This window comes from Xanthomonas sp. WHRI 10204 (genome assembly GCF_040202875.1).
Taxonomy (GTDB): domain Bacteria; phylum Pseudomonadota; class Gammaproteobacteria; order Xanthomonadales; family Xanthomonadaceae; genus Xanthomonas.
Genome location: NZ_JBEGDW010000002.1, coordinates 881,543 through 907,021 on the forward strand (window position 1 = coordinate 881,543; position 25,479 = coordinate 907,021).

The following is a 25,479-nucleotide window of genomic DNA, read 5'->3' on the forward strand; positions in this document are numbered from 1 at the left end:
CCACTCAGAAGGAAAACGGCCAGCCATGTCTGATCAGCCAGCCACCAACATCCCCGCCGGTATCACCGATACCGCCACCTTGCGCGCACGCGCACGCCAGAGCATCGAAGACGGCGCCATCACCGAGAGTTATCACGCCGACCGCGAGGCAGTGATCGCGCTGCTCAACACCGCGTTGGCGACCGAGTACGTGTGCACCCTGCGCTACTACCGCCACTACTTCATGGCCAAGGGCATGCTGGCCGACGCGGTCAAGGGCGAGTTTCTGGAGCATGCGCAGCAGGAGCAGGCGCATGCGCACAAACTGGCCGAGCGTATCGTGCAGCTGGGCGGCGAACCGGACCTCAACCCGGACACGCTGACCAAGCGCTCGCATGCCGAGTACAAGGAAGGCACCGATCTGCGCGACATGGTCAAGGAGAACCTGATCGCCGAGCGCATCGCCATCGACAGCTATCGCGAGATGATCGATTTCATCGGCGACAAGGACACCACCACCAAGCGCATCCTGGAAAGCATTCTGGCCCAGGAAGAAGAGCACGCCGATGAGTTTGCCGACATGCTGGAAGGCTGGATCGGCGAGTGACTGTGTTGCGTCGGTGCTGATGGCACCGATGCGACTGCAGCATCGAAGACGCAACACAAACAGGGCGCCGCTGGGCGCCTTGTTTGTGTTTGTGGTCTGGTGCAAACGCTGGCAGAAACCATGGTCTCCGTAGGAGCGCACCTGGGCGCGATGGGGTTTTACCGGTAACGCCTCATCGCGCCCAGGTGCGCTCCTACGTGCACGTCGATGCCCACTCAACGCAAGACGCGAAACCGCACTTGCGTCCAGGCACCGTCGCTGGCCATGGCGGTGAGCGTGTGCTCTCCCACGTCCGCAAAGTCGCGCTGAAATCCCTGCCGTCCGTTGGTCTGTGCAATCCAACGACCGTCCAGCAGCCAGTCGATGCGCGCCTCGCTGCCCAGCGCACGCAACTGCAGGCGCACCGGACGTGCGGTGTCGTTTGCGCGGGCCAACGTGGCGCGGTCGCTCAATCCATCGATGCGCAGCACGCCGCCGCCGGTCATGCGCCCGTCCGGTAGGCAGTCCGGTGCCAACGGCGGCAGCTGCGCGGCGGTGCGTTCTGCCGCGCTGAGCCAGGGCGACACCAGTGCCGGCCAGCGTGCCAATGCGCGTGGCGTGCGCGCATGTGGCTGCGTGCACTCCTGCGACAGGCGCTGGCCGCTGTGCGCGTCCACCTCGAACTGCAACCGCCCGCTTTGCCACAACCGCGCGTCGCGTTCGCCAAAGGTGGGCGGCAGCGCGCCATCCAGTGCGTAGGCCTCGGCACGGCGTGCGCACAGTGGCGGCGGCGTCTGCTCCAGCGCGCCGCCGAGCGGCCAACAAATCTCCCTGGCCTGCACCGTGGCCGGCATCGGCAGCGGCGCGCTGTCGCCGGCGTTGCGCGGCAATGCATCGATCACTTCGAACATCAGCGGCAATGCGGTTACCGCACCGTATTGGCCGGGCAACGGTGTGCCATCCGGGCGGCCAACCCACACACCCACGGTATAGCGCCGCGTGCCGCCAATGGCCCAGGCATCGCGGTAGCCGTAACTGGTGCCGGTCTTCCAGGCCACCCCCGGGCGTGCGGCGGTATCGAAGGTGCCGCTGCCGTAGCCGGGGCGCGGATTGCTCTGCAAAATCTCGCGCACGATCCAGGCCGCGCCCGGCGACATCAACCGTCGATCGATCCGCGCATCGTCCGGCGTGTAGCGCACGCGCCCGGCGATACCGCCACGATTGAGCGCCGCGAACGCGCCGACCAATTCCTGCAATTGCGCACCGGTGCCGCCCAGGATCAACGCCAGCGATGGCGTGCTGCCACGCGGGAAGTGCAGCGCAATGCCTGCATTGGACAGTCGCGCGGCAAAGCGTGCCGGGCCGATGCGATCGAGCAGGTCCACCGCCGGCACATTCAATGACAAGCGCAACGCAGTGGCGGCACTCACCGGCCCGTTGAAGGCAGCATCGAAGTTGCCGGGCCGGTAGTCGCCGAAGCTCTGCGGCGCATCCACCAGCAGACTTTCCGAATGGATCAAGCCATCGTCCAACGCCATACCGTACAAAAACGGTTTGAGCGTAGACCCGGGCGAGCGCCAGGCCTGCACCATGTCCACATGGCCGAGCCGCTTGCGATCGCCGAAGCTGGCCGAGCCAACATAGGCACGCGCTTCCATGGTGGCATTGTCGATCACCAGCAATGCAGCCGAAGTGCGCTCGGGCAATTGCGAAAAATACGTAGCCACGCGCTCTTCCAGGGTGCGCTGCAATTCCGCATCCAGCGTGGTGACGATGCGTGCAGCGCGCGGTTGCGCGCTATGCAACCGCTGCGCCAGCAGCGCGGCATGCAAGGGCGGCTTGAGCGCGCGCGTCACCACCGGTTCGATGCGGGCATCGTCGACCTGCGCGCGCGACCACACGCCCAGCTCCACCATGCGATCGAGCACCTTGTCGCGCGCGCGTTGCGCCGCTTCCGGGTGGCGGTCCGGGCGCAGCCGGCTGGGCGATTGCGGCAACACCGCCAGCAACGCCGCTTCGGCCTGCGACAACGCGGTGGCGGGCTTGCCCAGGTACGCCCAACTGGCCGCTTCCACGCCTTCGATGGTGCCGCCGTAGGGCGCGCGCTCCAGATACAGGGTGAGAATCTCGCGCTTGCTCAGATGCGCTTCCAGCTGCAGCGCGCGCAGCAACTGCTTGGCCTTGCCCCATGGCGTGCGCGTATGCGGGTCCAGAATGCGCGCCACCTGCATGGTCAAGGTCGAACCGCCGGAGACGATGCGTCCCTGCCCCAGCCACTGCCCGCCGGCACGCAACAAACCCCATGGATTGACGCCGGGATGCCGCCAGAACCAGCGGTCTTCGTAGTTCAGCAAGGCATGCAGATACAGCGGCGATACCGTGTCCGGGCTGGCCGGATAGCGCCACACGCCATTGCGATCGGCGAACGCGCGCAACGGTGTGCCATCGCGCGCCACCACCAGGGTGGAGGTGTCGCGCGATTTGGGCAGCGGCAGCGGGAAGACCAGGTCCAGCACCAGCACCATGGCCAGCACCGCCGCTGTGCTCCAGCGTAGCCACCGTCGCCGGTGGTGCCTGCGTGTGTGCGTCACTGCCTTGTGCTCGGCCACACTGTCCTGTGTCGTGGTGCTCATCGTGTCGGTGCGTCGATCATCCATCGCGCAAAGCATGGAGTGGCACGCGAATTTCGGCCACTGTGCCAGGCGCGTCGGTGCGTGCGTGCAGGCTCAGACTGCCGCCTTGGGCCTCGATGATCTGCCGCGACAGCACCAGCCCGATGCCGGAACCGCCAGGCTTGGTGGTGAAGAACGGCACAAACAGATTGTCGCTGGGCGGAAGCCCGGCACCACCGTCGACGATCTCGATGCAGGCGTCGGTGTCGCCGCCGCGCGCGCGTAGCCAGACCTGTGCCTGCCCACCGGCCTCCAGCGCATTGCGCACCAGATTGATCAGCACCTGCTCCAGTTGATCCGCATCGGCCTGCACCTGCAGTGCAGGTGCGATATCGATACACAGGCGTGGGTCGTCGAGCAGATGCTGCACGCGCGCGCACAGGGGCTGCAGTGCAATCGGCATCACGCTGGGTGTGGGCAGGCGCGCCAGGCGTGCATAGCCGCCAAGAAAGCGCTGCAGTGCGGCGCTGCGCTGCTCGATCACCGCCAGCCCGCCGCGCAGATCGGTGTGCAGCTCCGCATCCACCACCGCTGCCGGTGGCGGCACCATGCGCGCCAGGGTGTCGGCAATCGAGCCGATCGGCGCCAACGAGTTGTTGATCTCATGGCTGAGCACACGCAGCAAGCGCCGGAATGCCTGCGCCTCTTCGTCACGCAAGGCGCGCTCCATCGGCTGCAGCACCAATAGATGACCGGCCTGGCTGCGGCTGCGCAAGGCCCCATGCCCTACCTGCCAGCGTCCCTGCTGGCCGGCGAATGTCTGCACGTGGATGCTTCCGGAGGGCACCGCGAACAAGGCCGACAGGCCAAGCGCCTCGGCAGAGCGCCCCAACAGCGTCTCGGCCGCGGCACCCAGCAAACGCTCGCCGGCCGGGTTCACCAGGCGCAGGCGCCAGTCCTGCTCGAAGGCGAACACTGCACCGTCCAGCGCCGCCAATGTCTTGCTCAACAGTTGCAGGCTTTCGTGCACGTCGCGCTGCTCATCCTGTAGCCGTTGTGCCAGCAAATTAAAGCGCGCAAACAGCATGGCATCGCTGCCGGCAACCGATACGGCGCGTACGCTGTAGTCGCCCTCGCGCAATGCGTCCAGCAATCCGGCCAGCGTGCGTTGGCGGTGACCATCACGGCGCTGACGCAGGCGCACCATCGCGGCCGTAAGCAGGACCACGCAGGCGAGCAACAGCACGGCCTCGGTGGCCGCCGGCGCTCCCACACACAGCACGACCGCCAGTGCGAGCAGCGCGGGCACGGCCACCCACCACGGTTGCCAGCGCAGGGGTTTACCCGACATCGTCGCCACGCAGCCCGTGCTTGCCGATGCGCCGGTACAGGCTTTGCCGGGTGATGCCCAACTGCTCTGCGGCGCGCTGCAGGTTGCCCTGCTGGTCGGCCAGTGCGGTGCGCAGCAGCAGCGCCTCGGCCTGATCCAGGGTCATGCGTGCTGCGACTGTCGTTGTGTCCTGGGGCGCGGTACGCATGCGCAGGTCCTGGGCACCGATGACGTTGCCATCGACCAGCAGCGCAGCGCGCTCCATCGCATGCGCCAGTTCGCGCACGTTGCCCGGCCATGCGTAGCCGAGCAAGGCCTGCTCGGCATCGCGCGCCAGCGTGGGCAAGGCCCGCCGATAACGCGTGCACGCCGCAGCCAGGTAGTGCCTGGCGAGCGGCAGGATGTCGTCGTGACGTTCGCGCAGGGGCGGCACGCGTAGCTGAAACGTATTGAGGCGATACAACAGATCCTGGCGGAAGCGCCCGGCGGCGACATCGGCCTCCAGATCAGCGTTGGTTGCCGCCACGATGCGCACGTCCACGCGCTGAGTGCGCGAGGCGCCGACCCGTTCGAACTCGCCGTCTTCGATCGCCCGCAACAGCTTGGCCTGTTGTTCCAGCGGCAGGTTGCCGATTTCGTCGAGGAACAACGTGCCGCCATCGGCCAGCTCGAAGCGGCCGCTGCGGTCCTGGCGTGCATCGGTAAACGCGCCACGCACATGGCCGAACATCTCCGACTCGAACACGCTGGCGGCCAGCCCGCCGATATTGACCTTGATCAGGGGCTGCGCATGCCGTGCGGACCACTGATGCAGCAGCTCGGCCACCACACTCTTGCCGGTGCCGTTTTCGCCGAGCAACAGCACGCCGACATCGCTCTTGGCGATACGCGACAGATCGTCGAGCAGACGGCGCATCACCGGCGACTCGGCGATGAAGCCGCCGGCCGCCTCCTGCAGCCGCAACGCCTGTGCCTCGCTGAGGTGGCGCTCGCTGCGGCGGCTACGGTCCAGCGCGATGCGGCTCTCCAGCACACTCAATACGCGCGCGTTCTGCCAGGGCTTTTCGACAAAATCCACCGCGCCATGCTGCATGGCGTTGACCGCCAGCCCGACGCTCGCCCAGGCCGTCATCGCAATCACCGGCAACCCCGGCCACTGCGCGGCGATCTGCGCGATCAAGTCCAGCCCTTCTTCGCCCGAGGTGGTGTCGCGGCGGTAATTCATGTCCACCAGCACCGCGGCAAAGGTGTCGCCACGCAGGCAACCCAACGCGACCTCCGGCGACTCCGCGCCGACCATGCCGTAGCCGGCGCTCTTGAGCAGCAGCCGCATCGCCTCGCGGACGTCGGGCTGGTCGTCGACCACCAGGATGCGGGCTGCGGGGGTTGAAGGAACCGTCATGTGCAGAGTCTAGCGGCCACGCGCCGGTTCGCGGCGCCGTGCGAAGCGCATGCCCGGAATGAGGCTGCAGCGCCCACCAGCGCCCACGCTGCTGCATGCGTGCGCAACTGCATCGTGCATGCAGCTTGCCCGTGTGTCGGTGGAGCGGTGCATGTCTTCATTCCAGTCGCAACGCCTGCATCGGCGACACGCACGCCGCGCGCCAGGCCGGGACCAACGCAGCGAACAGGCCCGCGAGGCTCAGTGCCAGCAGTACGCCACCAATGGCCAAGGGGTCGGCCACCCGCACATCGAACAAGAACCGTTGCAGCACGCGTGAAAGCGCCATGGCGATGCCCAAACCGATCGCCAGGCCAATACTCAGCTGCAGCGCCGCTTCGCGCAGCACCTGGCCCAGCAAGCGCGCGGACGAGGCGCCCATCGCGGCACGCACACCGAACTCATGCCGCCGCGCGGTCACCGCCACCGCCATCACCGCGTACAGGCCGACCACGGCAAGCAGTAACGCCAGCCCGGCAAACAACCCCACCAGCAACAAGTTGAGCTTCTGATCGCTGGTGGTGGTGGCGACCAAGGTTTGCATGGATTCCAGCCCGGCGATGGGTTGCTGCGGGGCGACCTCGGCAATGGCGGTGCGCAAGGCTCGCTCGTCCACACGCTGCGCCTGGGCACGCAATTGCACCGCATAGGTCAAGCCGCCGAAGCTGCGCAGGATCTGATACATCGCATCGCTCATCTGCGCCAATGGCTGATAGACCATGGGTGGCGCAGGCTCGGCCGGCCCGGCCTGGCGGACGTCCCCGACCACCCCCACCACACGCATGGGAACGCGCTTCCCGCTGCCTTCGTCTTCCAGCACGACCTGCTTGCCGATGGCGTCATTGCCCAGATAGCGCTGCGCAAACGACGCACTGACCAGGCAGACTTTTTCAGCGCCGGCGGTGTCGTTGCTGCCGATCGCGCGGCCGGCAAGCAGCGGGATCTGAAAGACTTCCATAAATCCCGGCGTGACCAAGCGGTATTGCGTATTGAACGACGGCGCCTGCGCGGTCGACACGCTCCAGCTCAGCTGCGTGGTGGTGGGTGGATTGGTGGAGACGCCTGCCAGCGCAATCCCCGGCTCGCGCTGCAAGCGTTCGACGATGCGGCGCGCCTGCTCCACCGCGTCGGCCGCCTTGGCGTAGCGCTGCTTGACCGGTGCCAGGGTAAAGATGGCTGCGGCCCTGCTCTCAAATCCCATCGGCACCTGTGAGAGTTGCTGCAGCGAGCGTGCAAACAAGGCCGCACCGACCAACAACACCACGGCAATCGCCACCTGCACCACCACCAACGCACGCGCCAATCGCCCGGCCTGCAGACTCCATCCGCCGCGCCCCCCGCCGACCAGTTCCAGCACCAGGTTGCGGTTGCGATTGCGCGCGACACCGAGCACGGCCGCGAGCACGGCAGTGCTTATCCCTGCCAGCAGCGCAAACAGCGCACTGCCGCCAGTGAGATGCGCACTGTCGCCGCGCAACCACATCACCGGCACCCAGCTGCCCAACAGGCGCAGGCCGATCCACGCCAGCAGCACTCCGCCCAGGCTGCCGATCAGACCGATCAACACACCTTCGGCCAGTGCGGGCAGGCTCAGCCGACCCAGCGATGCACCGAGCGCCGCACGCACGGCGCTGTCGTGACTGCGGCCGAGTACGCGCAACGCCATCAGGCTGACCAGATTCACCGCAGCAATCACCAGCACGCACGCCGCGGCGGCAAAGAACAACCACAGCGTGTTGCCGCTATTGGCGCCATACAGCGCGTTCTTCAGCGGCAACGCGTTGGCCGGATGCCGCTGAAGTTCCTGAAACCAGGTGTCGGTCATGCCGGGATTGGTGCGCAGTGCAGCCTCCAAAGCCGCTGCCACCTGCGCAGAGGCCTGCTCCGGACGCACACCCGGCTTCAACCGCCCGACGATGATTTCGTTGGTGGAGAGATTGGTGGTGGCCAGGTCCGGCTGCATGGTCTGGATCAGATCGAACGGCTGGGCCCACGGAAACTGCGCCGGCAACACGCCGACCACGGGGACCGCCCGGCCTTCCACCTGCAACACGCGCCCCACCGCCGCCGGGTCGCCACCAAAGTAGCGCTGCCAGAATGCGTAACTCAGGATCACCGCCGGCGGGCCACCGGGCTGATTTTCTGCGTCGTCGAAGTTGCGCCCGGCCGCCATGCGGACACCCAGCGTCTGCAAAAAGCCGCGGTCTGCGCTGATCGATTGCACCACGTCGGCGCTGTCGCCGCGGGCGATATTGATTGGCAACGGCCAGGCACGCAGCATTCCGGTGGCCGACAGGCCCGGCAAGCGGCGCAGCGGTGCGTAATAGCCCGGCCCGGCCACATTGCGCCCCTGCTCGGAGGGGCGCCCCAAGGTGACCAATTGCTCGGCCTGCGGAAACGGCAACGGTGCCAGCAACGCCTGGTCAAGCAGCGCGAACACCGCAGTGGTAGTCGCCACGCCCAGCGCCAGGGTCAGGCTGGCCAGCAACAGGTAGCCGGGCCGGCGCAACAGGCCCCGCCAGGATTGTCTGGCTTCGCGCCACAGCAGCGCATGCGCCATCACGGCGATGGCTCCGTGACCAACGTCGGCAAGACGCTGTCGTGTTCGTGGCGAATGCGTTCGAAGGTGTCTTCGTCGACGATGCGGCCGTCGAGCATGTGCACGATCCGCGAGGCCCGGCGCGCAAACGCGGGATCGTGCGTGACCATGCACAAGGTAGTGCCGGTGAGATTGAGCTGCTCCAGCAACTGCATCACGGACTCGCCGTTGCGCGTGTCGAGGTTGCCGGTGGGCTCGTCGGCGAGCAGGATCGCCGGCTCGCCGACCAGCGCGCGCGCCACCGCAACGCGCTGCTGCTGGCCACCGGACAATTGGCCGGGATAGTGCCGCTGCCGGTGGTGCATGCCGACCAGTTCCAGCACCTCGCGCACCCGCTGGCGCAGCGCGACAGCACTGACGCCATCGCGGTAGGTCAGCGGCAAGGCGACGTTTTCTTCGACGGTGAGATCTGCGATGAGGTTGAAGGCCTGGAAGATGAAACCGATATGGTCGTTGCGCACGCGGGCACGCGCGCGGGCAGTGAGATCGGCAACATTGCGGCCCTGCAGCAGGTAGTCGCCGTGGCTGGGCACATCCAGCAGGCCCAGGATCGACAGCAGCGTGGATTTACCGCAGCCCGACGGCCCGGTGATCGCAACAAAATCGCCCGGCGCGATATCCAGCGCGATCTCGGCAAGCGCGTGGGTTTCCACCTCATCGGTGTGAAACACCTTGCTCAGTCCCTGCAGGCGAATCAGCGGGGCGGTGGGGGTGACTGTGGGCTGCATGGAGCTCTCCTTGAAGGTCTAGCGTAGACGCAACCGTGGAAACGTTGCCCACTGGCTGGTGTCGGACAGGATGAGTTGGTCGCCGGGCCGGAGCCCGGCACGTATTTCGATACGGTCGCTGGAGACGGCGCCAAACCGCACCGGCACGCGGATGGCGGCATCGCCGCCGGGCTGCACGACAAACAGGGCCGCCGATGAATCCGGCGCAGCCAGCGCAGGGCGCGCGACGCTGATGACATCGCGCAGCATGCCAAGACGGATACGGCCATCGACCGACAGGTCCGGCCGGGCGCCGGCAGGCAGCGGCTGCACGAAGCGCACGTCCACGCTGACGCTGCCGTTACGCACTGCAGGGTCGATACGGACCACGCTGCCGGCGACCAGGCCGTTGCGGGTATCGACACTGACCGGCAGATCCAGCAACAGATCCTTGGCCAGCACTTCCGGCACCTGCAGACGCGCCAGCAACTCATCCGGTCGCGCCACCCGGGCCAGCTTGGCACCTGCGGCCACCTGCTGGCCGGGCTCCACATCGACCTGCTGCAGGATGCCCGCGATGCCGGCGCGCACCTGCAGCGCGGCCAGTTGCTGACGCGCGATCGCAAGGCTGCTGGCCACCTCGTCGCGGCGTGCCTGCGCCGCACGCAACTGGGCGGCCATGTTCTGCCGGAATGCGCCAACGCGCTGCTGTTCGATCTGCGCGCGGCCGCGCTGCTGCGCTTCGGTGATCTGGCTCTCGCGCAATTCGATTGCCGAAATGACACCCGCCGCATGTGCGCGCTCATAGGCCTGCGTCTTGATTTCGGCAATGCGCCAGTCAGAGTTGGCACGCGCTTGCAGCGCCTGTTGATCGAGCAGTTGCGAGGCCAATGCGGTGCGTGCAGCGGACACCTCTGCTTCGGCGCCGGCCAACGCCGCCGTGGCCTTTTCCTGGTTGGCCACCAGCTCGGGATTTTGCAGACGCAGGATCACCGTCTCTGCTTCGACCCGGCTGCCGGCCTGCACCACCACCTGCTCCAACGTGGCCGGCGCACCAGCGGTGATCCAGCGCGTGTCGCGTGGGACCAACACACCGGTGGCGCGGATCTCGCGCAACATATCGCCGCGCTCGGCGGTGCCGATCCACACGCTGGCACGCTCCACGCGGGGGCTGGCGCGACCAAGGCCCACCGCGGCGATGATGGCGGCCAGCACCACGGCGCCACCAACGAGCACACCCACATGCAGGCGGCGCAGACGAAAACGACTGGGAGACTTGGCGATATCCATGCCAAGGTGAGAGCAGGACGCGTGCCATGTCCTAGCGGCCTGCAACCCCTTGATTTTCAATGTACTCGCCGATTCGAGGCGCGCATTGCGATGTACGATTTCGTACATGCGCCATCGATACCGGACAGTGACGCGGCCTGTCCCTGCAGGCGCGCGGCAGCGTTGTGCGAATCGAGCGGTGCGGATGCCGCTGGTGCGAGGCTCTACGACGTGCGCGTGTCACGTCCAGAACGGGTTGCTGCATCGCGCTTTATCGAGCACGACAAGCCGCTACATCGAAGCGCGTGGCACCGGTGATGCAGGTCTTCGATCAGGCATCGGCCGAAGCGCGATCGGCTTGGAGCGGCTGACCCACCGCTGCGCGCATCGCCAGGCGGGCGCGGCCGATGCGCGGTGCGGCATGGACAGCGCGTCCACTCCGGTTCTCAGTGCGCTGTCCACGCCCACCTGATGACTGCTCGCTATGGTTGTAAGCCGCGCTCTCAGCGTGTCGATGTCATCGCAGTGCGCGCTGGCGCTTGTGTGCATGATCAAACGCCGCGCTTGTCTGCGCGCAGCCTGCGGCCCTTATTGCCGCAGCGCCAACCACAGCCGCTCTGCTCAGCCGCAGCAAAGCTGGTCGCACAGCGATCTCCATTACCGTTTTTCAAGCGTCTGCCGATACCGCAACAACGCTTCCGGCGCATCAGTCTGGATGATCGACACACCATCGCGGTACAGACGGCCCCACACTTTGTCCGGGTCGCGTTCGGCATCGGCGTCGCCGCCGTAGCCCGCGATAAACCCTTCCCACAGCGAGTTGACCATCAGCCGCACGTTGTGTGTCTTGCTCACTGCCGCCAAGGCTGGCAATTGCGACGCGGCCATCTTGGGCAGTTCGAAGGCCATCGGGCGCGCATTGCGGGTTTGTGCAGTGGCGATCGCGGCCAGATCGGCCGTGCCGTGCGCGTTGATCAGGATCGGGAAGAAATACACGCGGTCGAACGGCTGCATCGCCGCCAGCGGCGGGGTCGCAATGCCGGCTTCGGCCTTGACGATCACCTGGTGCTGCATGCCGGCACGCGTGACCGCATCGACTACCTGCACGTAGATCGCATCCTTGACGTCCAGATTGAGCAGGATGTGGCCCTTGGCGGCGGCCAGCATCTGCTCCAACGTGACCACGCGCTGGTCGGTCAGCGCTGCCTGCGCGCCGCCTTCGTCGCTGCGCAACCGCAACTTTTGTAGATCGGCCAGCGTGAGCTCGGACAGCTTGCCGGTGCCATCGGTGGTGCGGTCCATGGTGGCGTCGTGCAACATCACCAGCGTGCCATCGGCGGCGCGGCGCACGTCGGTTTCCATCACATCGGCACCGATGGCGATGCACCGCTGCAGCGCCGCCAGCGAGTTCTCCGGTGCGGTGTCGGTGAAGCCATGCTGCGGTGCAGCCGCGTGGCAACCGCGATGCGCCACCACCACGATGCCGCCCTGCGGGTTGGTCAAGCGCGCCTGGATCGCCGCGACACCAGTGGGCGCTGCATTCACAGGGCTGGCAAGCGTCGCGCACAGCATGGCGGCGACAGTGGCAACAGAACGTAGTGTCATTGAACAACTCTCAAGTGGGTGACTGATCGCCCGACGGCGTCTGCGCCAGGCGAAGCACATGCAAGCTGGATGCAGTTAGCAACTGCTCGCACGTCCGATCCAGCGCGCCATGGGTATCCGGCCCATGGCGGCTTTATTTCAAGCGCTACGCTCAAAACGTCGGCGTAAAGCGCAGACCAAACCAATAGGTCGTGGGCACCGAATAACTATCCTTGAGCAGGTTCTGCCCTGGGCCCGTCACGCTGGTGATGCGGCTGTGGGTGATGTTGCTGACCTGGCCGATCAAGCTGAGCTGCTTGCTGATGGCATAGGTGGCAGTGAAATCCAGTTGCGAGCGTGGCGACCAGTACAGATCCTGCCAATCGATATTACTGACGATGGCCCGCAAGGCCTTGCCTTGCCGGTTGTAGGCCGCGCGCAGCTCCAGGCCGCCGGTGTTGTAGAACAGTGTGGCGTTGGCGGTGTAATCGGGCTGGCCGACCAGGTTGTCGAGGCTGCGCTCGCGCTGGCTCACGTTGCTGCCGCTGCCGACGCTATACGGCACATCCAGGCTGCCATCGAGCACGGCGAGGTTTGCGCTGAAGCCCACACCGCTGAGCCACGGCGCAATCGGCGCCAAGGTGTTGACGATGCCGTTGAATTCCACGCCGCGAATGCGCGCCTTGGCGGCATTGGCCGGGGTGCTGATCAAGGCATTGGCGTAGTTGGTGCCGTCGAAGCTGAAGCTGTCGGTGCGCGAGAGCGTAAAGATCTCGTCCTGGATGCGCTTGTCGAACACCGCCGTGGACGCGAACGCATCGAAATCGCCGGGCAGGCGCCATTCCAGCGACAGGTCCAGGTTATTGGACACGCGCGGTTTGATGTCCGGGTTGCCGATGGTGACGGTGACACCTTGCGCATTCGGGTTGCCGGCGTCGGTCGTGTTGACGAAGCCGATCGAGGTACGCGCCGCATACGCATCGTACGGCGGGCGGCCGAGCGTGCGGCTGGCACCGGCGCGCAGGTCCAGCGCGTCGGTCAGATGGTAGGTCATGATGGCCGACGGCAGCAGATAGTCGTAATCGGCACTGGTCGGATTGTCGACGTAGACGTAGCGATTGATCGCGGTATCCAGCTGACGCTGGCGGCCCACCGTGTCCAGCTTGGTGCTATCCAAATGCACACCGGCCTGCACGTTGAGCCGATCGCTGCGATAGCTCACCAGCCCATAGCTGCCGAAGGTCTTTTCGGTATGGGTGAAGTTGTCCTGGTTGCTGAAGGCCTGCTGGTCGGTGCTGTTGAATGCGCTCAACGGCGTTGCCGCCAGCACGCGGTTGGCCTTGCCCGGATCGATGGTGATCAGGTTCAAACCGGCGTAACGCATCGGCGCCCTGCCGGTGCCGGCCACGTCGGCCAGGCCGAAGGCCGGCGCGCTGGTGTTGGGCTGATACTCGACACGATAGATGTCGTAGGACGGCTTGTCGGTGGTGTACGACACGCCCGCCGCAAAGCCCATGCCCTGATCGCTTTCGCCCTGATTGAAGCCGTAATCGAGCCGTCCGGTGAGAATGCGGTCGGCCGCGGTGCGTTTGTAGTCTGGCCGCCAGTACGACAGGCTGTAGTTGTCCAGGTTGTTATAGGCCTGCGGCGACACACCGAAGCGCTGATCGAACCCGGAGGTGTCGTAGTTGAACGCATAGTTGGGCGTGGCATTGAGGGTCACGCCACTGCCGGTCTGGCCCACCGGCACCGCTGCGGCGCGGGTAATGCCGGTGGCGTATTTGATCATGCGGATCGGCTCGTCGTAGGTCGCATCCGACCACGCCCCGCGCGCGGAAAACTGCTGCCGATCGGTCGGCCGCCAGATGCTGCCCAACTGCGCGACCTTGGTGCGCGTGGTGACGATCTGGTTGGAATATCCCACTTCGATATCGCCACCGGGATACCTGCCGGAGGTGGCGGTCTGGTTGAACACCTGGTTGCGGTTGCGCGGGTCGATAATGACCTCGTTGCGCTCCATGTTGTCCTTGAAATAGTAGTAACCGGCCATGGCATACGCTTCGAGCGCCGCACTGGGATGCACTTCGAACTTGCCGGTGACGCCATAGCGGTCGCGCTGATTCTGCACGTACCAATACTTGTCCTGCTGCGGCACCGCCCAGCCGTTACCGAGATTGGCGCCGGTCTGCAGTACGCCGTTATTGTCGTAGAACCCGTAATGCACCGTGTCGGTGGTCATATGGGTTTCGGTGTAACTGCTCAGCGTTTGGTAGTTGGCCGACAGGGTGAAGCCGTATTGCTGTTCGCTGCCGAAGGTGTGGCTGCCGGTGGCATTCAGGCGATAGCCTGGGTCGTCCTGGTCGCGCGGCTTGCCGACATCGTTGGCGTGGCCCAGCGCTGCTTCGGCACTGAAGAATGGCTTGCCGCCGTTTTCGAACGCACTGCGCGTCTTGAGATTGATCGCGCCCCCGGTGGCATTGGGGTCCAGATCCGGCGTAAACGTCTTGATCACCTGCAACTCGCTGACCATCGAAGCCGGCAGCAGATCCAACCGCACGCCGCGGGTGATCGAGCCGAGCGTACCGTTGGGCGTGCCGGGCGAGGCGATGGTCAAGCCATCGATGGTGACGTTGTTGTACGACGGCCCCAAGCCGCGCAACACCGGCGTGGCCGCTTCGTCGCGCGGATGTTCGTTATCGGTCGCCGGCAATACGGACAAACCCGGCACGCGACGCAGTGCTTCGACGATGGTGCTGTCCGGCAGTGCGCGCACGTCGGTGGCACTGATGACATCGGTGATGTTGGTCGCTGCGCGCTTGCTCTCCACCGCTGCCGCATTGGCGCGACGCACGCCGGTGACCTGCATGGCATCGAGAGTTTGCACGCCGGTGTTGGTGGCGGCGCGCGGTGCGTCGGCGTTGGCTATTTCACCTGAGGACGCGACGGATTCGGTGCCTGCTACGTCGCCCGGTGCCGCGATAGCGCCTGCTGGATTTGCAGAGACTGCAGGCGACGATGGAACAGTGCGCTCTGCGCTAGCAGAAGCCGCGTTGGTCTGCGCCTGCAACGCTGGGGAACATGCCGCGATGGCGACGGCGAGAACGGACAAGTGCAAACGGTACGAATCGGAGCGCTGCATGGAATCCCAAGATCGCGCAGCAAAGGCGCCGCGCCGGTGAGAAAGCACGCCACCCTATCCAGTAAAAATGACCCTTGCGTGTCGCCTGCGTCGCATCAAAAAGACAATGCGCAGCGATGTCGCCGCATGCGAAGCCGCGGCGCCCTTGCGCGGGATTGGGCTCTCCCGCTAACGTCCAACCGCGCGTATAGGAGCACGCTTGCGCGCGATGCGGCTCTCCCGGTGTAGTCCCATCGCGCAAAAGCGCGCTCCTACGGCAGCCAGATTGCATCCCAGAATGGATAGTCACCGACCCGGTCCACCAATCCGGCGCGTAGCGGATTGGCGATCAGGTAGCGAGCCACGCTGCGCAGATCGTCTTCATTGCGCAAGCCGCGGTCGTGGTAGGCCCGCGCCCAAACTGCGGCGGGCACCCCGCGCTGCTGATTGACCGCACGCGTGCTTGCTGCCTTCATGCATGACACCGTCCGCGCCAGCGGAGTGACGTCCCCCAGCTGTACCAGCCAGTGAACATGGTCCGGCATCAGCACCCAGGCAAGTAAGGTGGCATCTTCTGGCTGCGCGGCGATGAACGCGCGGCACGCTGACGCGGCAAGCTGAAAATCGTCGAACACACGTCGCCGCTGGACAGTTGTCACGGTGAGTAGATAGCAGCACTTTGCGAGCGAGCACCGGCCACGACGTCGTGCACGATGTCCTGCGGAGATGGGGCTGATCATCGATGCATGCTGGCCCGCCCACGCAAATCCTTGCATCGGGGTCGGGCGCTCGCTTCAGTGAGGAAACCCCGATCGTAGGAGCGCGCTTGCGCGCGATGGGGGATTGCCCGGAAAGCTCCATCGCGCGCGAGCGCGCTCCTACCTTGTTGCCTTTACGGCTGCACCACCGTGATCGTCGCCGGGGTGGTGCGGCCCACGCCACGCAACTCCGGCCGATACATGTCTTCCACCAGTGACGGCGGCACGGTGTAGGTGCCCGGCGTTACCGCGCGCACCAGGTAATACACCTGCGCCTTGCTGCCCGACGACAGCGCCAGCGCGGCCACATAACGGTCGTCGCGGAACTCTTCGTGCTTGACGTCGGCGGCACTGGAACGCTCGCTGACGCCGATACCGTCCACCACCACGTCGGCCCATTGCTTGGCATCGCCGAGATTGAAATTCTCGATTTCCAGGCCGGCCGGCAACAGATCGGTGAGCAACGCATCGGGCATCGATTCGTTGGCGGTGATGGTGACGCGCACGATCAGTGCCTCGCCTTCCTTCAGTGCACGCGGCGTCCACGGCTTGCCGTCGGTGGTGTACCAGCTGCGCTCCACACTGAGGTGGCGCGTGTCTGCTTCCGGTGCAGTGCGCGGGATGCCGGCCACTTCCAGACTGGCATACATCGGCGCTTCGCCCTGCGGTGCGAACTGCACGCCGCGGGCCAGCGCCGCACTGTCGAAGCTGCGGCCGAACACGCGGGCCGGTGCGATCTGCTGCACCTCATCGCCGACGGTCAAACTGCCCGAGACCTGCTTGCCCTGCCCCACCATCAACGCCTTGCCCAGCCGCGCCAGCGCAATCTGCTCCTGCGTGCTCAGCCACAACACTCCGCCAGCGCGGCGTGCATCCAGTGCCTGCCCCAGGGCCACCACGCGGGTGTCGTACTCGGGCTTGGACAAGCCACGTTCGTGCAGCAACGCCATCATCAAGGCATCGTCGCGCACCACACTGCCGTAATCGCTCAGATAGCGCGGACGCTCGGCGCTGTCCTTGGCAAACCCGGCCTTGATCGCCGCGTCACCGCGCTTGGTGTCGCCCTGCAGCGACAACGCCGCGCCCAGATGCACCAGCGACAGGCCAGTCAACGCCTTGTCGCGCTGGTTGTCGTACAGCGCGCGCAGCGTGCCCAGCGGGGCGCGGTTGACGCGTGCCAACACGTAACCCGACCACGCCTGGTTGGCGAACTTCAGGTTGTCGCGACGGTCCTGCCCATAGAACTCGTTGCCGCCGGAGAGCAGATCTTCGCTCAGGCGATTGAGTGCCTTCTGCAGCACGTTATCGGGCACCGCAAAGCCGGCGTCCTTGGCGTCGAGCAGGAACTCGGCGATGTAGGGGGTCAGGCCCGGATTGACGTAGCCGTCGTCGCCCCACATCGAAAAATGCCCGCTGGCGATCTGCATCGACGCCAGGCGGCCGAACGCGCCTTCCATGCGCTCGCGGCGCGTGGCCGCATCCAGCCCCTTGGTGCCCAGCGCCTTGGCGGTGGCCTCGTCGAGCAACAGCGCTGCATAGCCCTTGCTGGTGGTCTGCTCGGCGCAGCCGTACGGGTAATCCAGCGCGCCCTGCATGGCGCTGGCGAACGGAATCGGCGGCAGCGGGCTGACCACCATGCGCGCAGTCACCGAGCCGGCCATCAGGCCGTCGGCAAAGCTGCTGTCCAGGGTGATCGGCGCCAGCGGGTCGAGCACGCGCGTCTGCGTGCGCAACACCTGCGGCCACCCGGCACGCACCGGCAGCTCGTAGTTGCGGTCGGCCTTGAAGCCATTGCCGTCCACGCGCACGCGCACCTTGGCCACGCTATAGCCTTCGGTGGCGGTGAGCGGGAAGCTCAGCGTCTGCTTGGCATCCACGCCCAGCTTGATGCTGCGCGCCGCCTCGGCAATGGCCAGCGGGCCGATGCCGTCCACACGCACGTTGAACTCACCCGGCTTGCCGGTAAAGTTCTGCACGTCCAGCGTCACCGTGCTGCGGTCGCCCGGCGCCATCACGCGCGGCATGCTGGCTTCGGCCAGGATGGGCGCACGCACCACCGTTTCCATATCGCGATTGCCGTAACGCGTGTCCGAATACACCAGCGCCGACACCCGCAAGGTGCCATTGAAATCCGGCACCGGCAGTTGCACGCGCGCATTACCCTTGGCATCGAGCGTCACCGACCCGGAGAACAGGTCCACGGTCTGCACGCGGGCGGTCGGGCGTTTGGCCTGCGGCAGCGCTTCCAACGCCATGTCGCCACCGAACTTGAGCTTGCCGCTGGCACCTTCGAAACTTTCGATCACGCGGCCATAAATGTCATAGGCATCGGTGCCCAGGCGACGTTGCGCGAAGAACTGCGCGTTGGCATCGGGCACCGGGAAGCGGGTGATGTTGAGGATGCCGACGTCCACCGCCGAGATGGTGACGTGCGCCGCCTTGCCCGCCAGTTCCGGCACGCTCACCGTCACCGGCAACGATTGTTCGGGACGCATCTGCTTGGGCGCGGACAATCCCACCGCCACGCGCCGCGCCTTGCGATCCATCGGCACATGCGCCACGCCCACCGCACGCGCGGGGGTGATCTTGCTGGGCGCGGTACCGCCACGGAACACCAGCGCGGTGACGTAGACGTCATGGCGCTCCCAGGCTTCTGTGACCGGAATTTCGAACGTGCTGCCCGGCTTGACGTCGATGTCCTGCACGTACAGCAGCTTGTCGCTTTCCACCAGCAGCACGCCCTTGCCGGCGTGCGGCGGAGTCAGCGTGACCTTGAGCGTGTCACCGGCGCGGTAGCCGGTCTTGTCCAGCGCCAGCTTGACCTTGTCCGGACGCGCATCCAGGCCGCGGTTTTCGTCGTTCCAGCTCCAACCGGCGCGGAACGGGTAACGCGTGGTCAGCCCGGTGGCCGGGTCGAACACGTCCAGGCGGTACTCGCCCCACTCCACCGGGAAATCGAGCTTGGCGTTGGCGCTGCCCACATCGAGCGTGCGCGTGTCCTTGTTCTCGAAGCGGCGGGTGAAGTCGTAATCCCAGTGGTTGTCGTTGTAGTTCCAGTGGTAGTCGCGCAGCTCGCGCACCAGCGTGGCTTTCAGGCCCTTGGCCGGCTGCGGTTTGCCGTCGGCATCCACGCGGGTGAGTTCGAAGCGCGCGTTGCCGTTGGCATCGGCGCCGTCTTCGTCGTCAAACAACGGGCGCACGCCAACCAGCGCTTTGGCCGGCCACAGCACGCGCTTGACCGTGCGCGTCACCGTGCGTCCGCCGGTTTCGTACACGCTACCGGAGACCACTGCGGCGATCGTGCTGACCGGCTTGGCTTCGCTGGGCAGCGCGATGTCTTCGCGCAGGATGCCGTCGCTACCGAACTCGGTATCGATCACGTCCTTGGCTTCGCGCGGCAGCTCCAGGGTGGGGTCGCCGAAGAACCAGCCCGGCAACGACTCCAGCGGATGCTGCTCGACGCTGACCGCAAGTTTGGCGGTGAAACGGTTGCCATCGGCCGGCGCGCCATACAGATACGCGGCAGTGGCCACCAGCTTGAACGGCTGGCCGGCACTCAAGGTCTTTTGCGCGGCATCCAGGTCCAGCTTCATGCGCTCGGGCAGGAACTCTTCCACGCGCACGGTCATGCCCTGCACTGCATCCTTACTGGCCGGGTCGGTACGGAACTCCACCTGCCAGCGGCCGGTCGCGGCATCGGCAGGAATCTGCTGGGTGAATTCGAAGTAGCCCTGCTCGCCGGGCTGCAGTTTGGTTTCGCGGAAGGTCTTGCCGTCCGGCTGCTTGAGGCGCAGGAAGACCGGTTGCCCGCCCTTGGAAGGCCCGTTGGTGGGCTTGCCATCGTTGTCGCGCAGGATCGCCGACACACGCATGGTTTCGCCGGGGCGATACAGATCGCGGCCGGCCCAGGCGAACACGTCAAACCAGGCACTCTGGCGCCCAGCCACCGCGAATTCGCTCAGATCCAGCGCCGGCTGGTTGAACGGCAGCAACGAGACATCGGTCTTGCTGCGCGCCACCAGCACGTGGCCGGCATCGAGCGTGTAGTTGAGCAGCGCATTGCCGTTGCCGTCGGTGGCGCCCTTGAGGAACAGCTCGCCCTTGGCATCGAGGATGCGCACTTCCACGTTCTTGAGCGGCTCGCCGCTCTGCAACGAGGCGGTGTGCACGAACAACTTGTCCTTGTAGGCGCGCGTGTGCAGGCCGATGTCGCTGACGGTGAAGAACGCGGTCTCTTGTTCGTTCTCGAAGCTGCCGGCGCGCTTCATCACCGCAAAGTACAGGCCAGGCTCCTGCAGCTCCTTGATGTCCTGCGTCGGCAGGTAGGTCAGCACGCGCTCGTTCTGCTTGCCGCCCAGGATGAACCGGTTGACGTACACCGGGTCGGCCAGCTTGGACAGCGGTTGTTTGTCGTTGTACTCGCTCTCAAGCTCCCAGCTGCCACGACGGCCGCCGCGCTGGAACTGCTGGAAGAACGCCGGCAGCGACTTCTCGCGCACGCGCAGAAATTCCACGTCCACTTCCGGCACGTTGACCGACACCACCGGCAGGCCGCGGCTTTCGCGCGCCGGCAACACACTGCCTTGCGAAGCGAACCCGACCACCGGCTTGAGTTCGCCCGTATAGACCTTCTGCTTGAGCGGCTTGCCCAGGCGGCTGCCATCGGCGGCCAGCAGATTGGCGTCGACCAGCACCGTGTAGTCCTTGGCGGCTTCCACGTACGGGTAGCGCAGCGTCTTGCCGTCGTCGGACAGCGACCAGCTGCTGTCGCCGGTGCCGACCTTTTCTTCGAAGCGCACCAGCGCATCGAAATCCTGCGTACCCACCAGCGGACGCGAGAATTCCAGCGCCAGCGACAGGCCGTCGCCGGTCTGGTCGGGATAGGCGCGCGCGAGCGCAAACCCGGTAATCGCCTGCTTGTCGGCCTTGATCGCCTCGCCACTGGCGGTGGGCAGCTGCCCGCTTTCGTTGCGTTTGCACGCCACCCCGCCGATCGCCACGGTCAGCAGTACCACCCATAGCAGCATGCGCCGCGCGCCAAACCACTTCATCCCTGATTGCTGCCTGTCCATTCGCGCTACCCCATGACTGAGGCGGCCAGTATAGCGACGTGCTTCACGCCACCGATGTCGGATGTGTGGACGGTCGTGAACTTGCCGATGGGCGGTGATCGTGTGCGGCTGTGTGCATGCCGCGCTGGCACCGGCGCGCCGGAGCTGAGGTGAGCCCAGTGGTTTGACGCCGGTCTATTGCAGGGCCGCTGAACTGCGCTGTGGCTGCAGAGTCCTTGGCCGCCCACCGTCGCGGGACACGCCGCAAGTACTTCGATGTGAGCTCTTATGCGGCATCCATGCCGCGTAAGGTCCCACGACGGTGGGGCGGCCAAGGACCAGTCGAGATGGTCGTTGTGCAGGGTTGCAAGCAATGCATGGTGTGCTTCTGACTCGCTAACTCACCTGCAGTTCTGCGCCCCTCACCAGCAAGCCGCAATTCACAAGACCACCAGCTTTTTACTCAACTACCGACCAACTTCCGGGTGCGGTGTCCTCGCCGCTTGCGGGACCGTGTGGCGGCATGGATGCCGCCACCTCGCCTCCACGGACGGATGTACGGCGTGTCCCGCGAGCGGTGAGGGCACCGCGCCTTCGACCAACCAGGCGTTTGACTGCATCCCAAAAGTGCAGCCAACAAAACCACTGCGCTCACCGCCAGGCAGGCGCTAACTCCGTTTGCTCGCTGCTCTTCAGAGCAGCGAGCAAAACGTAACGACCAGTCGTCAGGCAGGTGTGGACGGCGCACTCAGCACCGGAATGCACACGTGATACATGCCGCACCGAGCACCGGCCGCGCCCGCCTGACGGTTGCGCAGTCCTTTTGTTCGCTGCTCTCAGTGCAACTGCAACACCGTGCGCGTGTACAGGTCGATCAACGCCGGCTTGTCCGCGCGCAGGCAGGCCTGCACGTTCGGCGTGCCCGGCACCTCGCGCGTATAGCCTTGCGCATCGACGTCCAGATGCAGCGGCGTGGTCGGGCACAGTTCGGGGCGCAGCAACCAAGCCACCGGCACGGCATCGAACAAGGTCGGCGTTGCGCTCGCCCAGGGCTGGTCGGTGTTGCGCCATTGGTAGTAAAGCTGGGTGAGCGCGTCGGTCAGGCCATCGCCGTGCGCAAACAGCGCGATACGCTCGGGTTCCTCCAGGGTGATCTGGGTGGCATCCAGCGGCAGCAGGACGATTGGCACGCCGGCCGCGAACACGCGCTGCGCGGCCGCCACATCGGAAACGATGTTGTACTCGGCGGCCGGCGCGCTGGCCGGGCGATACGCGGACTTGCCGTAGCCCACCCGCACCGACCCGCCCATTGCCACGATGCGCTTGAGCTTGGCAAAGCCCACCGGGTCGCGTTGCTGCGCCAGTGCGGCATCGGTCATCGGGCCCAGCACCAGCAAGGTGACCTCACCCGGATAGCGCTGCGCCTGCTGCAGGATCATCGTCGCTGCATCGGGCAAGCCGCTCGGCAGCTGTCCTTTCGCGGCCCAGTTCGCCTGACTGAAGGCAATCGTGCTGGTGGTGCGCTTGCCCACCGCCAACGGGATGTCGCTGCGCCCGGCCTGCTGCAACAAACGCTGCAACAGCTGTGCACGCAGTGTGGTATCCCCCCACGCCGATGCAATGCCCAGCACCTGCACCTGCACCTGCACCTGTGGTCGACGCAACAGCAGTGCCAGCGCGAACGCATCGTCGATGTCGTCGCCGATATCGGTGGAGACCACCACCTTGTCGGCCGGCGCAGGCGCAGCCGTGCCCTGCATCGCCGCGGCGGGGGTCTGCGCCCACGCGGCGGCGCAGAGGCACCACATCGCCAGCATGCTCCAGGTGCGTTGCCATCTGTGTTGCATCTATTTCTCCTGCTGCAAAAAAAAACCGCCGGCATGCTCGCCGGCGGTTCGCGTTCTACCGTACAACGATGCCGATCAGAAGTTGGCGCGGAACTGGGCGCCAACGATGCGCGGGTCGTTGATGAAGCCGGTGAGGTTGTTGAAATCGATCGCACCGGTCACGCGGATCTGGTTGGTGCAGTTGCGGCAGAACACCGACACCTCGTACGCACCGGCGCCCCAGTTGTACCCGATCTTGGCACCGCCTTCGACCAGCGGCTGGCCGGTGAATTCCTTGGAGTCGTACAGGAAGAAATTCACTTCGCTGCGGTAGGACCAGTCGGTGTAGAAGAACAGCTCGCCGTCGTTGCCCATCGGGATGCCGTAACGCAGCGTGGCATTGGCCATCCACTTGGACGCCTGCGGCAGGTCATTACCGTCGATCAGCGCGCGGCCGGCCGCATTTAGCGGGTCGGTCACGGTGCAGGTGCGGCACACGCCCACCGACAGGTTCGGGTCGTCGATGCGAGTCCAGTTATAGGCGCCACCGGCGGTGACGCGCAGGTTCTGGGTGATCAACGCTTCGAAATCGAACTCGGCGCCACGTGCCTTGGTCTTGTCGGCGTTGAGCAGACGCACATCGTTGGAGGCGCCGCCTACTGCGGTGAGCTGCTGGTTCTTCACCCGGAAATCGTAGATGTCGAAGCTCAGGCGCGCGCGGTTGTCGAACAGATCCGACTTGATGCCGATCTCGAACGAATCCACCGTCTCCGGCTCGGCAACGGTCAGCGGCGCGGTGCCCGAGGGCACGCCGAAGCTGGCGCCGCGGAAGCCGCGTGCGGCACGTGCATACACGTTGACGTCGTCGTTGATGGAGAACGTCGCGGCCAAATCGCCGGTGACCTTGGAGTTGTCGGTTTCGCCGCTGGACGGTTCGACCAGCGTGACGCGATCCAGCGCCAGCACGTCGAAGGTCTTCTTGTCGTAGGTGTAGCGGATGCCGGCGCGCAGGTTCAGGCGATCGGTGGCCGCGTAGTTCAACGAGCCGAACGCCGCCCACGAGGTATTGCGCTGGCGGGTGAGCTGGTAGCTGGCCAGATCGCCGCCGCTGAAGGTGTTGTAGGTGTAGTTTTCGCCTTCCACATCGTCGTGGAAGTAGTAAAGGCCGGCCTGCCAGTTGAGCGGGCCTTCGTACTGCGATTCGGCGCGCAGTTCCTGGCTGTACTGGTCCAGGCTCTTGATGCCGCCGGCGGTTTCCACCGGGAACGGAATCGCGCCCGGGCCGGACGGCGGTGCGAACACCGCGCCGAAGCCGCCGTCGATGTCACCACGGCTGTAGTACTTGCCGATGCCCTCATAGGCGGTGATCGAGTGCAGCGCGATGTCGCCCAGGTCCCAGGTTAGGTTGGCGCTGCCGCCATAGGTCTGCAGTTCCTGGGTGTTGGCGCCGTCGATGAAGGATTTTTCGGCGTCGAAGCCATCCACCAGCTGATTGGTGCCGGGCTGGATGATGTTGGCGCGGAACAGGCGCGCGGTGCCGTCCAGATGGCGCGCATGCGCGTTGAACAATGCGCTGAAATCGTCGCTGGCCTGGTACAGCAACTGCAGGCGCACGGCCGAGTCGGTATAGCCTTCCAGATCGCGGCCGTCGCGGTTTTCGACCCAGTCGTCGCGGCGCTGGCCCAGGGTGGACAGACGCGCTGCCCAATGCTCGCCCATCGCGATGCTCAGGCCGCTTTCCAGCGTCATGGTGCCGTAGGTGCCATAGGACAGGCTGGCGTAGCCGTCGTTGGAGCCGATAGTCGGCTTGACCGAGTTGAACTTGACCACGCCGGCCGGCGTATTACGGCCGAACAAGGTGCCCTGCGGGCCACGCAATACTTCCAGGCCTTCCAGATCGAAGATCGGGAAGCCCTTCAGGAAGGCGTTTTCCTGCACCACGTCGTCATAGATCAGCGACACCGGCTGCGAGGCGTAGGTATTGAAGTCGGTGTTGCCGTAGCCGCGGATGTACACACGCGGGAACACACGGCCGTTGGACGATTCGATATTCAGGCTCGGCGCCTTGCCGGCCAGCACGCGGATGTCCGAGCCGCTGGTGGAAATGGCGTCCAGAAATTCCGGGCGCAACACGCTGGCCGACACCGGCACATCCTTGGAGTCTTCGGAGCGACGCTCGACCGTGACCTTGACCGCATCCAGACGCACGACACCGTCGGCGCTGGGCGCCTGCTGGGCGGCGGCGTAGAGCGGCAGAAGGGAAACGACGGCAACGGCAAGCGCGCTGATCTTGAGCGACCGGCTGGCTGACATGGGAAGACTCCGAATTCGGTTGGCGGAGCGGCCTGATTTCCATGCCGCGTTGCAACAGAATTAACACGATTTACACAAATTTGGCAGAGCCCGTGCGAAAAAGTTTTCATAATTAGAAATGGCGTTCTAATTAATGCAACACCCCAGTGCAATTTGTGCGCTGGAGCGTTGTGTGTCTCAGCGAGCGGTGCTCAGCACATGGGCCGCATGAACAGGCTTGGCTGCACTAGACCCGGCGACGGCATACGTCGCGGCGCACGCGTGAGCCCCACGAAAACCCGTACGACGACTGCCCCCGCACCGTTT

At 65.6% G+C, this 25,479-nt stretch carries 13 protein-coding genes, 2 other RNA genes and 1 pseudogene; 3 read left to right on the top strand and 13 right to left on the bottom strand.

All coding sequences use genetic code 11. From position 1 onward, the window contains the following. The first annotated feature begins 25 nt into the window (after positions 1 to 25). A complete protein-coding gene (locus tag ABQZ00_RS14610) occupies positions 26 to 586 on the top strand; it encodes a ferritin-like domain-containing protein (RefSeq protein WP_055845761.1) in 561 nt (186 codons plus the stop codon). 215 nt (positions 587 to 801) lie between these two features. Here the strand turns inward: ABQZ00_RS14610 and pbpC are convergent, their stop codons facing one another. The 6 genes from pbpC to ABQZ00_RS14640 form a co-directional block, all read right to left on the bottom strand. Next, on the bottom strand, positions 802 to 3,198 hold the full coding sequence (gene pbpC / locus ABQZ00_RS14615; protein ID WP_503064283.1) for a penicillin-binding protein 1C: 2,397 nt from the start codon (positions 3,196 to 3,198) through the stop codon (positions 802 to 804). Between the two features lie 16 nt (positions 3,199 to 3,214). Then, positions 3,215 to 3,718: a sensor histidine kinase gene (locus tag ABQZ00_RS14620; protein WP_323538343.1), complete on the bottom strand. Its 504-nt coding sequence runs from the start codon at positions 3,716 to 3,718 to the stop codon at positions 3,215 to 3,217. A gap of 799 nt (positions 3,719 to 4,517) precedes the next feature. Further along, positions 4,518 to 5,909, bottom strand: coding sequence for a sigma-54-dependent transcriptional regulator (locus tag ABQZ00_RS14625; RefSeq protein WP_323537956.1), 1,392 nt, complete (start codon positions 5,907 to 5,909; stop codon positions 4,518 to 4,520). Positions 5,910 to 6,066: 157 nt separating this feature from the next. After that, the gene (locus tag ABQZ00_RS14630; RefSeq protein ID WP_323538342.1) at positions 6,067 to 8,508 is read right to left on the bottom strand and encodes an ADOP family duplicated permease; all 2,442 of its coding nucleotides are present in this window, start codon (positions 8,506 to 8,508) and stop codon (positions 6,067 to 6,069) included. Then, positions 8,508 to 9,275 carry an ABC transporter ATP-binding protein gene (locus ABQZ00_RS14635; RefSeq protein WP_323537955.1) on the bottom strand — a complete coding sequence of 256 codons (768 nt, stop codon included), beginning with the start codon at positions 9,273 to 9,275 and terminating at the stop codon, positions 8,508 to 8,510. The genes ABQZ00_RS14630 and ABQZ00_RS14635 overlap by 1 nt, the downstream gene beginning before the upstream one ends. Positions 9,276 to 9,293: 18 nt before the next feature. Next, complete coding sequence (locus ABQZ00_RS14640) at positions 9,294 to 10,544, bottom strand: efflux RND transporter periplasmic adaptor subunit (RefSeq protein WP_323537954.1); 1,251 nt, start codon at positions 10,542 to 10,544, stop codon at positions 9,294 to 9,296. Positions 10,545 to 10,944: 400 nt separating this feature from the next. Here ABQZ00_RS14640 and ABQZ00_RS14645 point away from each other — a divergent pair. Further along, positions 10,945 to 11,020, top strand: a non-coding RNA gene (locus tag ABQZ00_RS14645) — sX9 sRNA. A gap of 160 nt (positions 11,021 to 11,180) precedes the next feature. Here the strand turns inward: ABQZ00_RS14645 and ABQZ00_RS14650 are convergent. The 4 genes from ABQZ00_RS14650 to ABQZ00_RS14665 all read right to left on the bottom strand — a co-directional run bounded on the left by ABQZ00_RS14650 (position 11,181) and on the right by ABQZ00_RS14665 (position 21,055). Next, entirely contained in the window at positions 11,181 to 12,128 is a 948-nt protein-coding gene (locus tag ABQZ00_RS14650; RefSeq protein WP_323537953.1) for a glycerophosphodiester phosphodiesterase family protein, read from the bottom strand. Between the two features lie 151 nt (positions 12,129 to 12,279). After that, a complete protein-coding gene (locus tag ABQZ00_RS14655; RefSeq protein WP_323537952.1) occupies positions 12,280 to 15,246 on the bottom strand; it encodes a TonB-dependent receptor in 2,967 nt (988 codons plus the stop codon). Between the two features lie 251 nt (positions 15,247 to 15,497). After that, positions 15,498 to 15,965 carry an REP-associated tyrosine transposase gene (locus tag ABQZ00_RS14660; protein WP_323537951.1) on the bottom strand — a complete coding sequence of 156 codons (468 nt, stop codon included), beginning with the start codon at positions 15,963 to 15,965 and terminating at the stop codon, positions 15,498 to 15,500. 152 nt (positions 15,966 to 16,117) lie between these two features. Beyond that, the gene (locus ABQZ00_RS14665; protein WP_503064284.1) at positions 16,118 to 21,055 is read right to left on the bottom strand and encodes an alpha-2-macroglobulin family protein; all 4,938 of its coding nucleotides are present in this window, start codon (positions 21,053 to 21,055) and stop codon (positions 16,118 to 16,120) included. A gap of 459 nt (positions 21,056 to 21,514) precedes the next feature. On the opposite strand from ABQZ00_RS14665, the pseudogene ABQZ00_RS23865 reads away from it, so the two are divergent. After that, positions 21,515 to 21,706 (top strand): annotated as a pseudogene (locus ABQZ00_RS23865) (hypothetical protein); the annotation flags it as partial. 27 nt (positions 21,707 to 21,733) lie between these two features. Here ABQZ00_RS23865 and ABQZ00_RS14670 read toward each other — a convergent pair. From ABQZ00_RS14670 to ABQZ00_RS14680, 3 genes are all read right to left on the bottom strand, one after another. Further along, a non-coding RNA gene (locus ABQZ00_RS14670) (sX9 sRNA) lies at positions 21,734 to 21,810 on the bottom strand. A gap of 60 nt (positions 21,811 to 21,870) precedes the next feature. Continuing rightward, positions 21,871 to 22,881, bottom strand: a complete 1,011-nt coding sequence (locus ABQZ00_RS14675) for a nucleoside hydrolase (RefSeq protein ID WP_323537950.1) — start codon at positions 22,879 to 22,881, stop codon at positions 21,871 to 21,873. Between the two features lie 75 nt (positions 22,882 to 22,956). Beyond that, positions 22,957 to 25,173 carry a TonB-dependent receptor gene (locus ABQZ00_RS14680; protein ID WP_323537949.1) on the bottom strand — a complete coding sequence of 739 codons (2,217 nt, stop codon included), beginning with the start codon at positions 25,171 to 25,173 and terminating at the stop codon, positions 22,957 to 22,959. Between the last annotated feature and the right edge of the window lie 306 nt (positions 25,174 to 25,479).

Excerpts from the sequence above, each read along its gene's own strand:
- ABQZ00_RS14625 (WP_323537956.1), bottom strand. The coding sequence starts at position 5,909 with ATGACGGTTCCTTCAACCCCCGCAGCCCGCATCCTGGTGGTCGACGAC.
- ABQZ00_RS14660 (WP_323537951.1), bottom strand. The coding sequence starts at position 15,965 with ATGATCAGCCCCATCTCCGCAGGACATCGTGCACGACGTCGTGGCCGG.
- ABQZ00_RS14675 (WP_323537950.1), bottom strand. The coding sequence starts at position 22,881 with ATGCAACACAGATGGCAACGCACCTGGAGCATGCTGGCGATGTGGTGC.
- ABQZ00_RS14610 (WP_055845761.1), top strand. The coding sequence starts at position 26 with ATGTCTGATCAGCCAGCCACCAACATCCCCGCCGGTATCACCGATACC.
- ABQZ00_RS14635 (WP_323537955.1), bottom strand. The coding sequence starts at position 9,275 with ATGCAGCCCACAGTCACCCCCACCGCCCCGCTGATTCGCCTGCAGGGA.
- ABQZ00_RS14650 (WP_323537953.1), bottom strand. The coding sequence starts at position 12,128 with ATGACACTACGTTCTGTTGCCACTGTCGCCGCCATGCTGTGCGCGACG.
- ABQZ00_RS14630 (WP_323538342.1), bottom strand. The coding sequence starts at position 8,508 with ATGGCGCATGCGCTGCTGTGGCGCGAAGCCAGACAATCCTGGCGGGGC.
- ABQZ00_RS14665 (WP_503064284.1), bottom strand. The coding sequence starts at position 21,055 with ATGGACAGGCAGCAATCAGGGATGAAGTGGTTTGGCGCGCGGCGCATG.
- pbpC (WP_503064283.1), bottom strand. The coding sequence starts at position 3,198 with ATGAGCACCACGACACAGGACAGTGTGGCCGAGCACAAGGCAGTGACG.
- ABQZ00_RS14640 (WP_323537954.1), bottom strand. The coding sequence starts at position 10,544 with ATGGATATCGCCAAGTCTCCCAGTCGTTTTCGTCTGCGCCGCCTGCAT.
- ABQZ00_RS14680 (WP_323537949.1), bottom strand. The coding sequence starts at position 25,173 with ATGTCAGCCAGCCGGTCGCTCAAGATCAGCGCGCTTGCCGTTGCCGTC.
- ABQZ00_RS14655 (WP_323537952.1), bottom strand. The coding sequence starts at position 15,246 with ATGCAGCGCTCCGATTCGTACCGTTTGCACTTGTCCGTTCTCGCCGTC.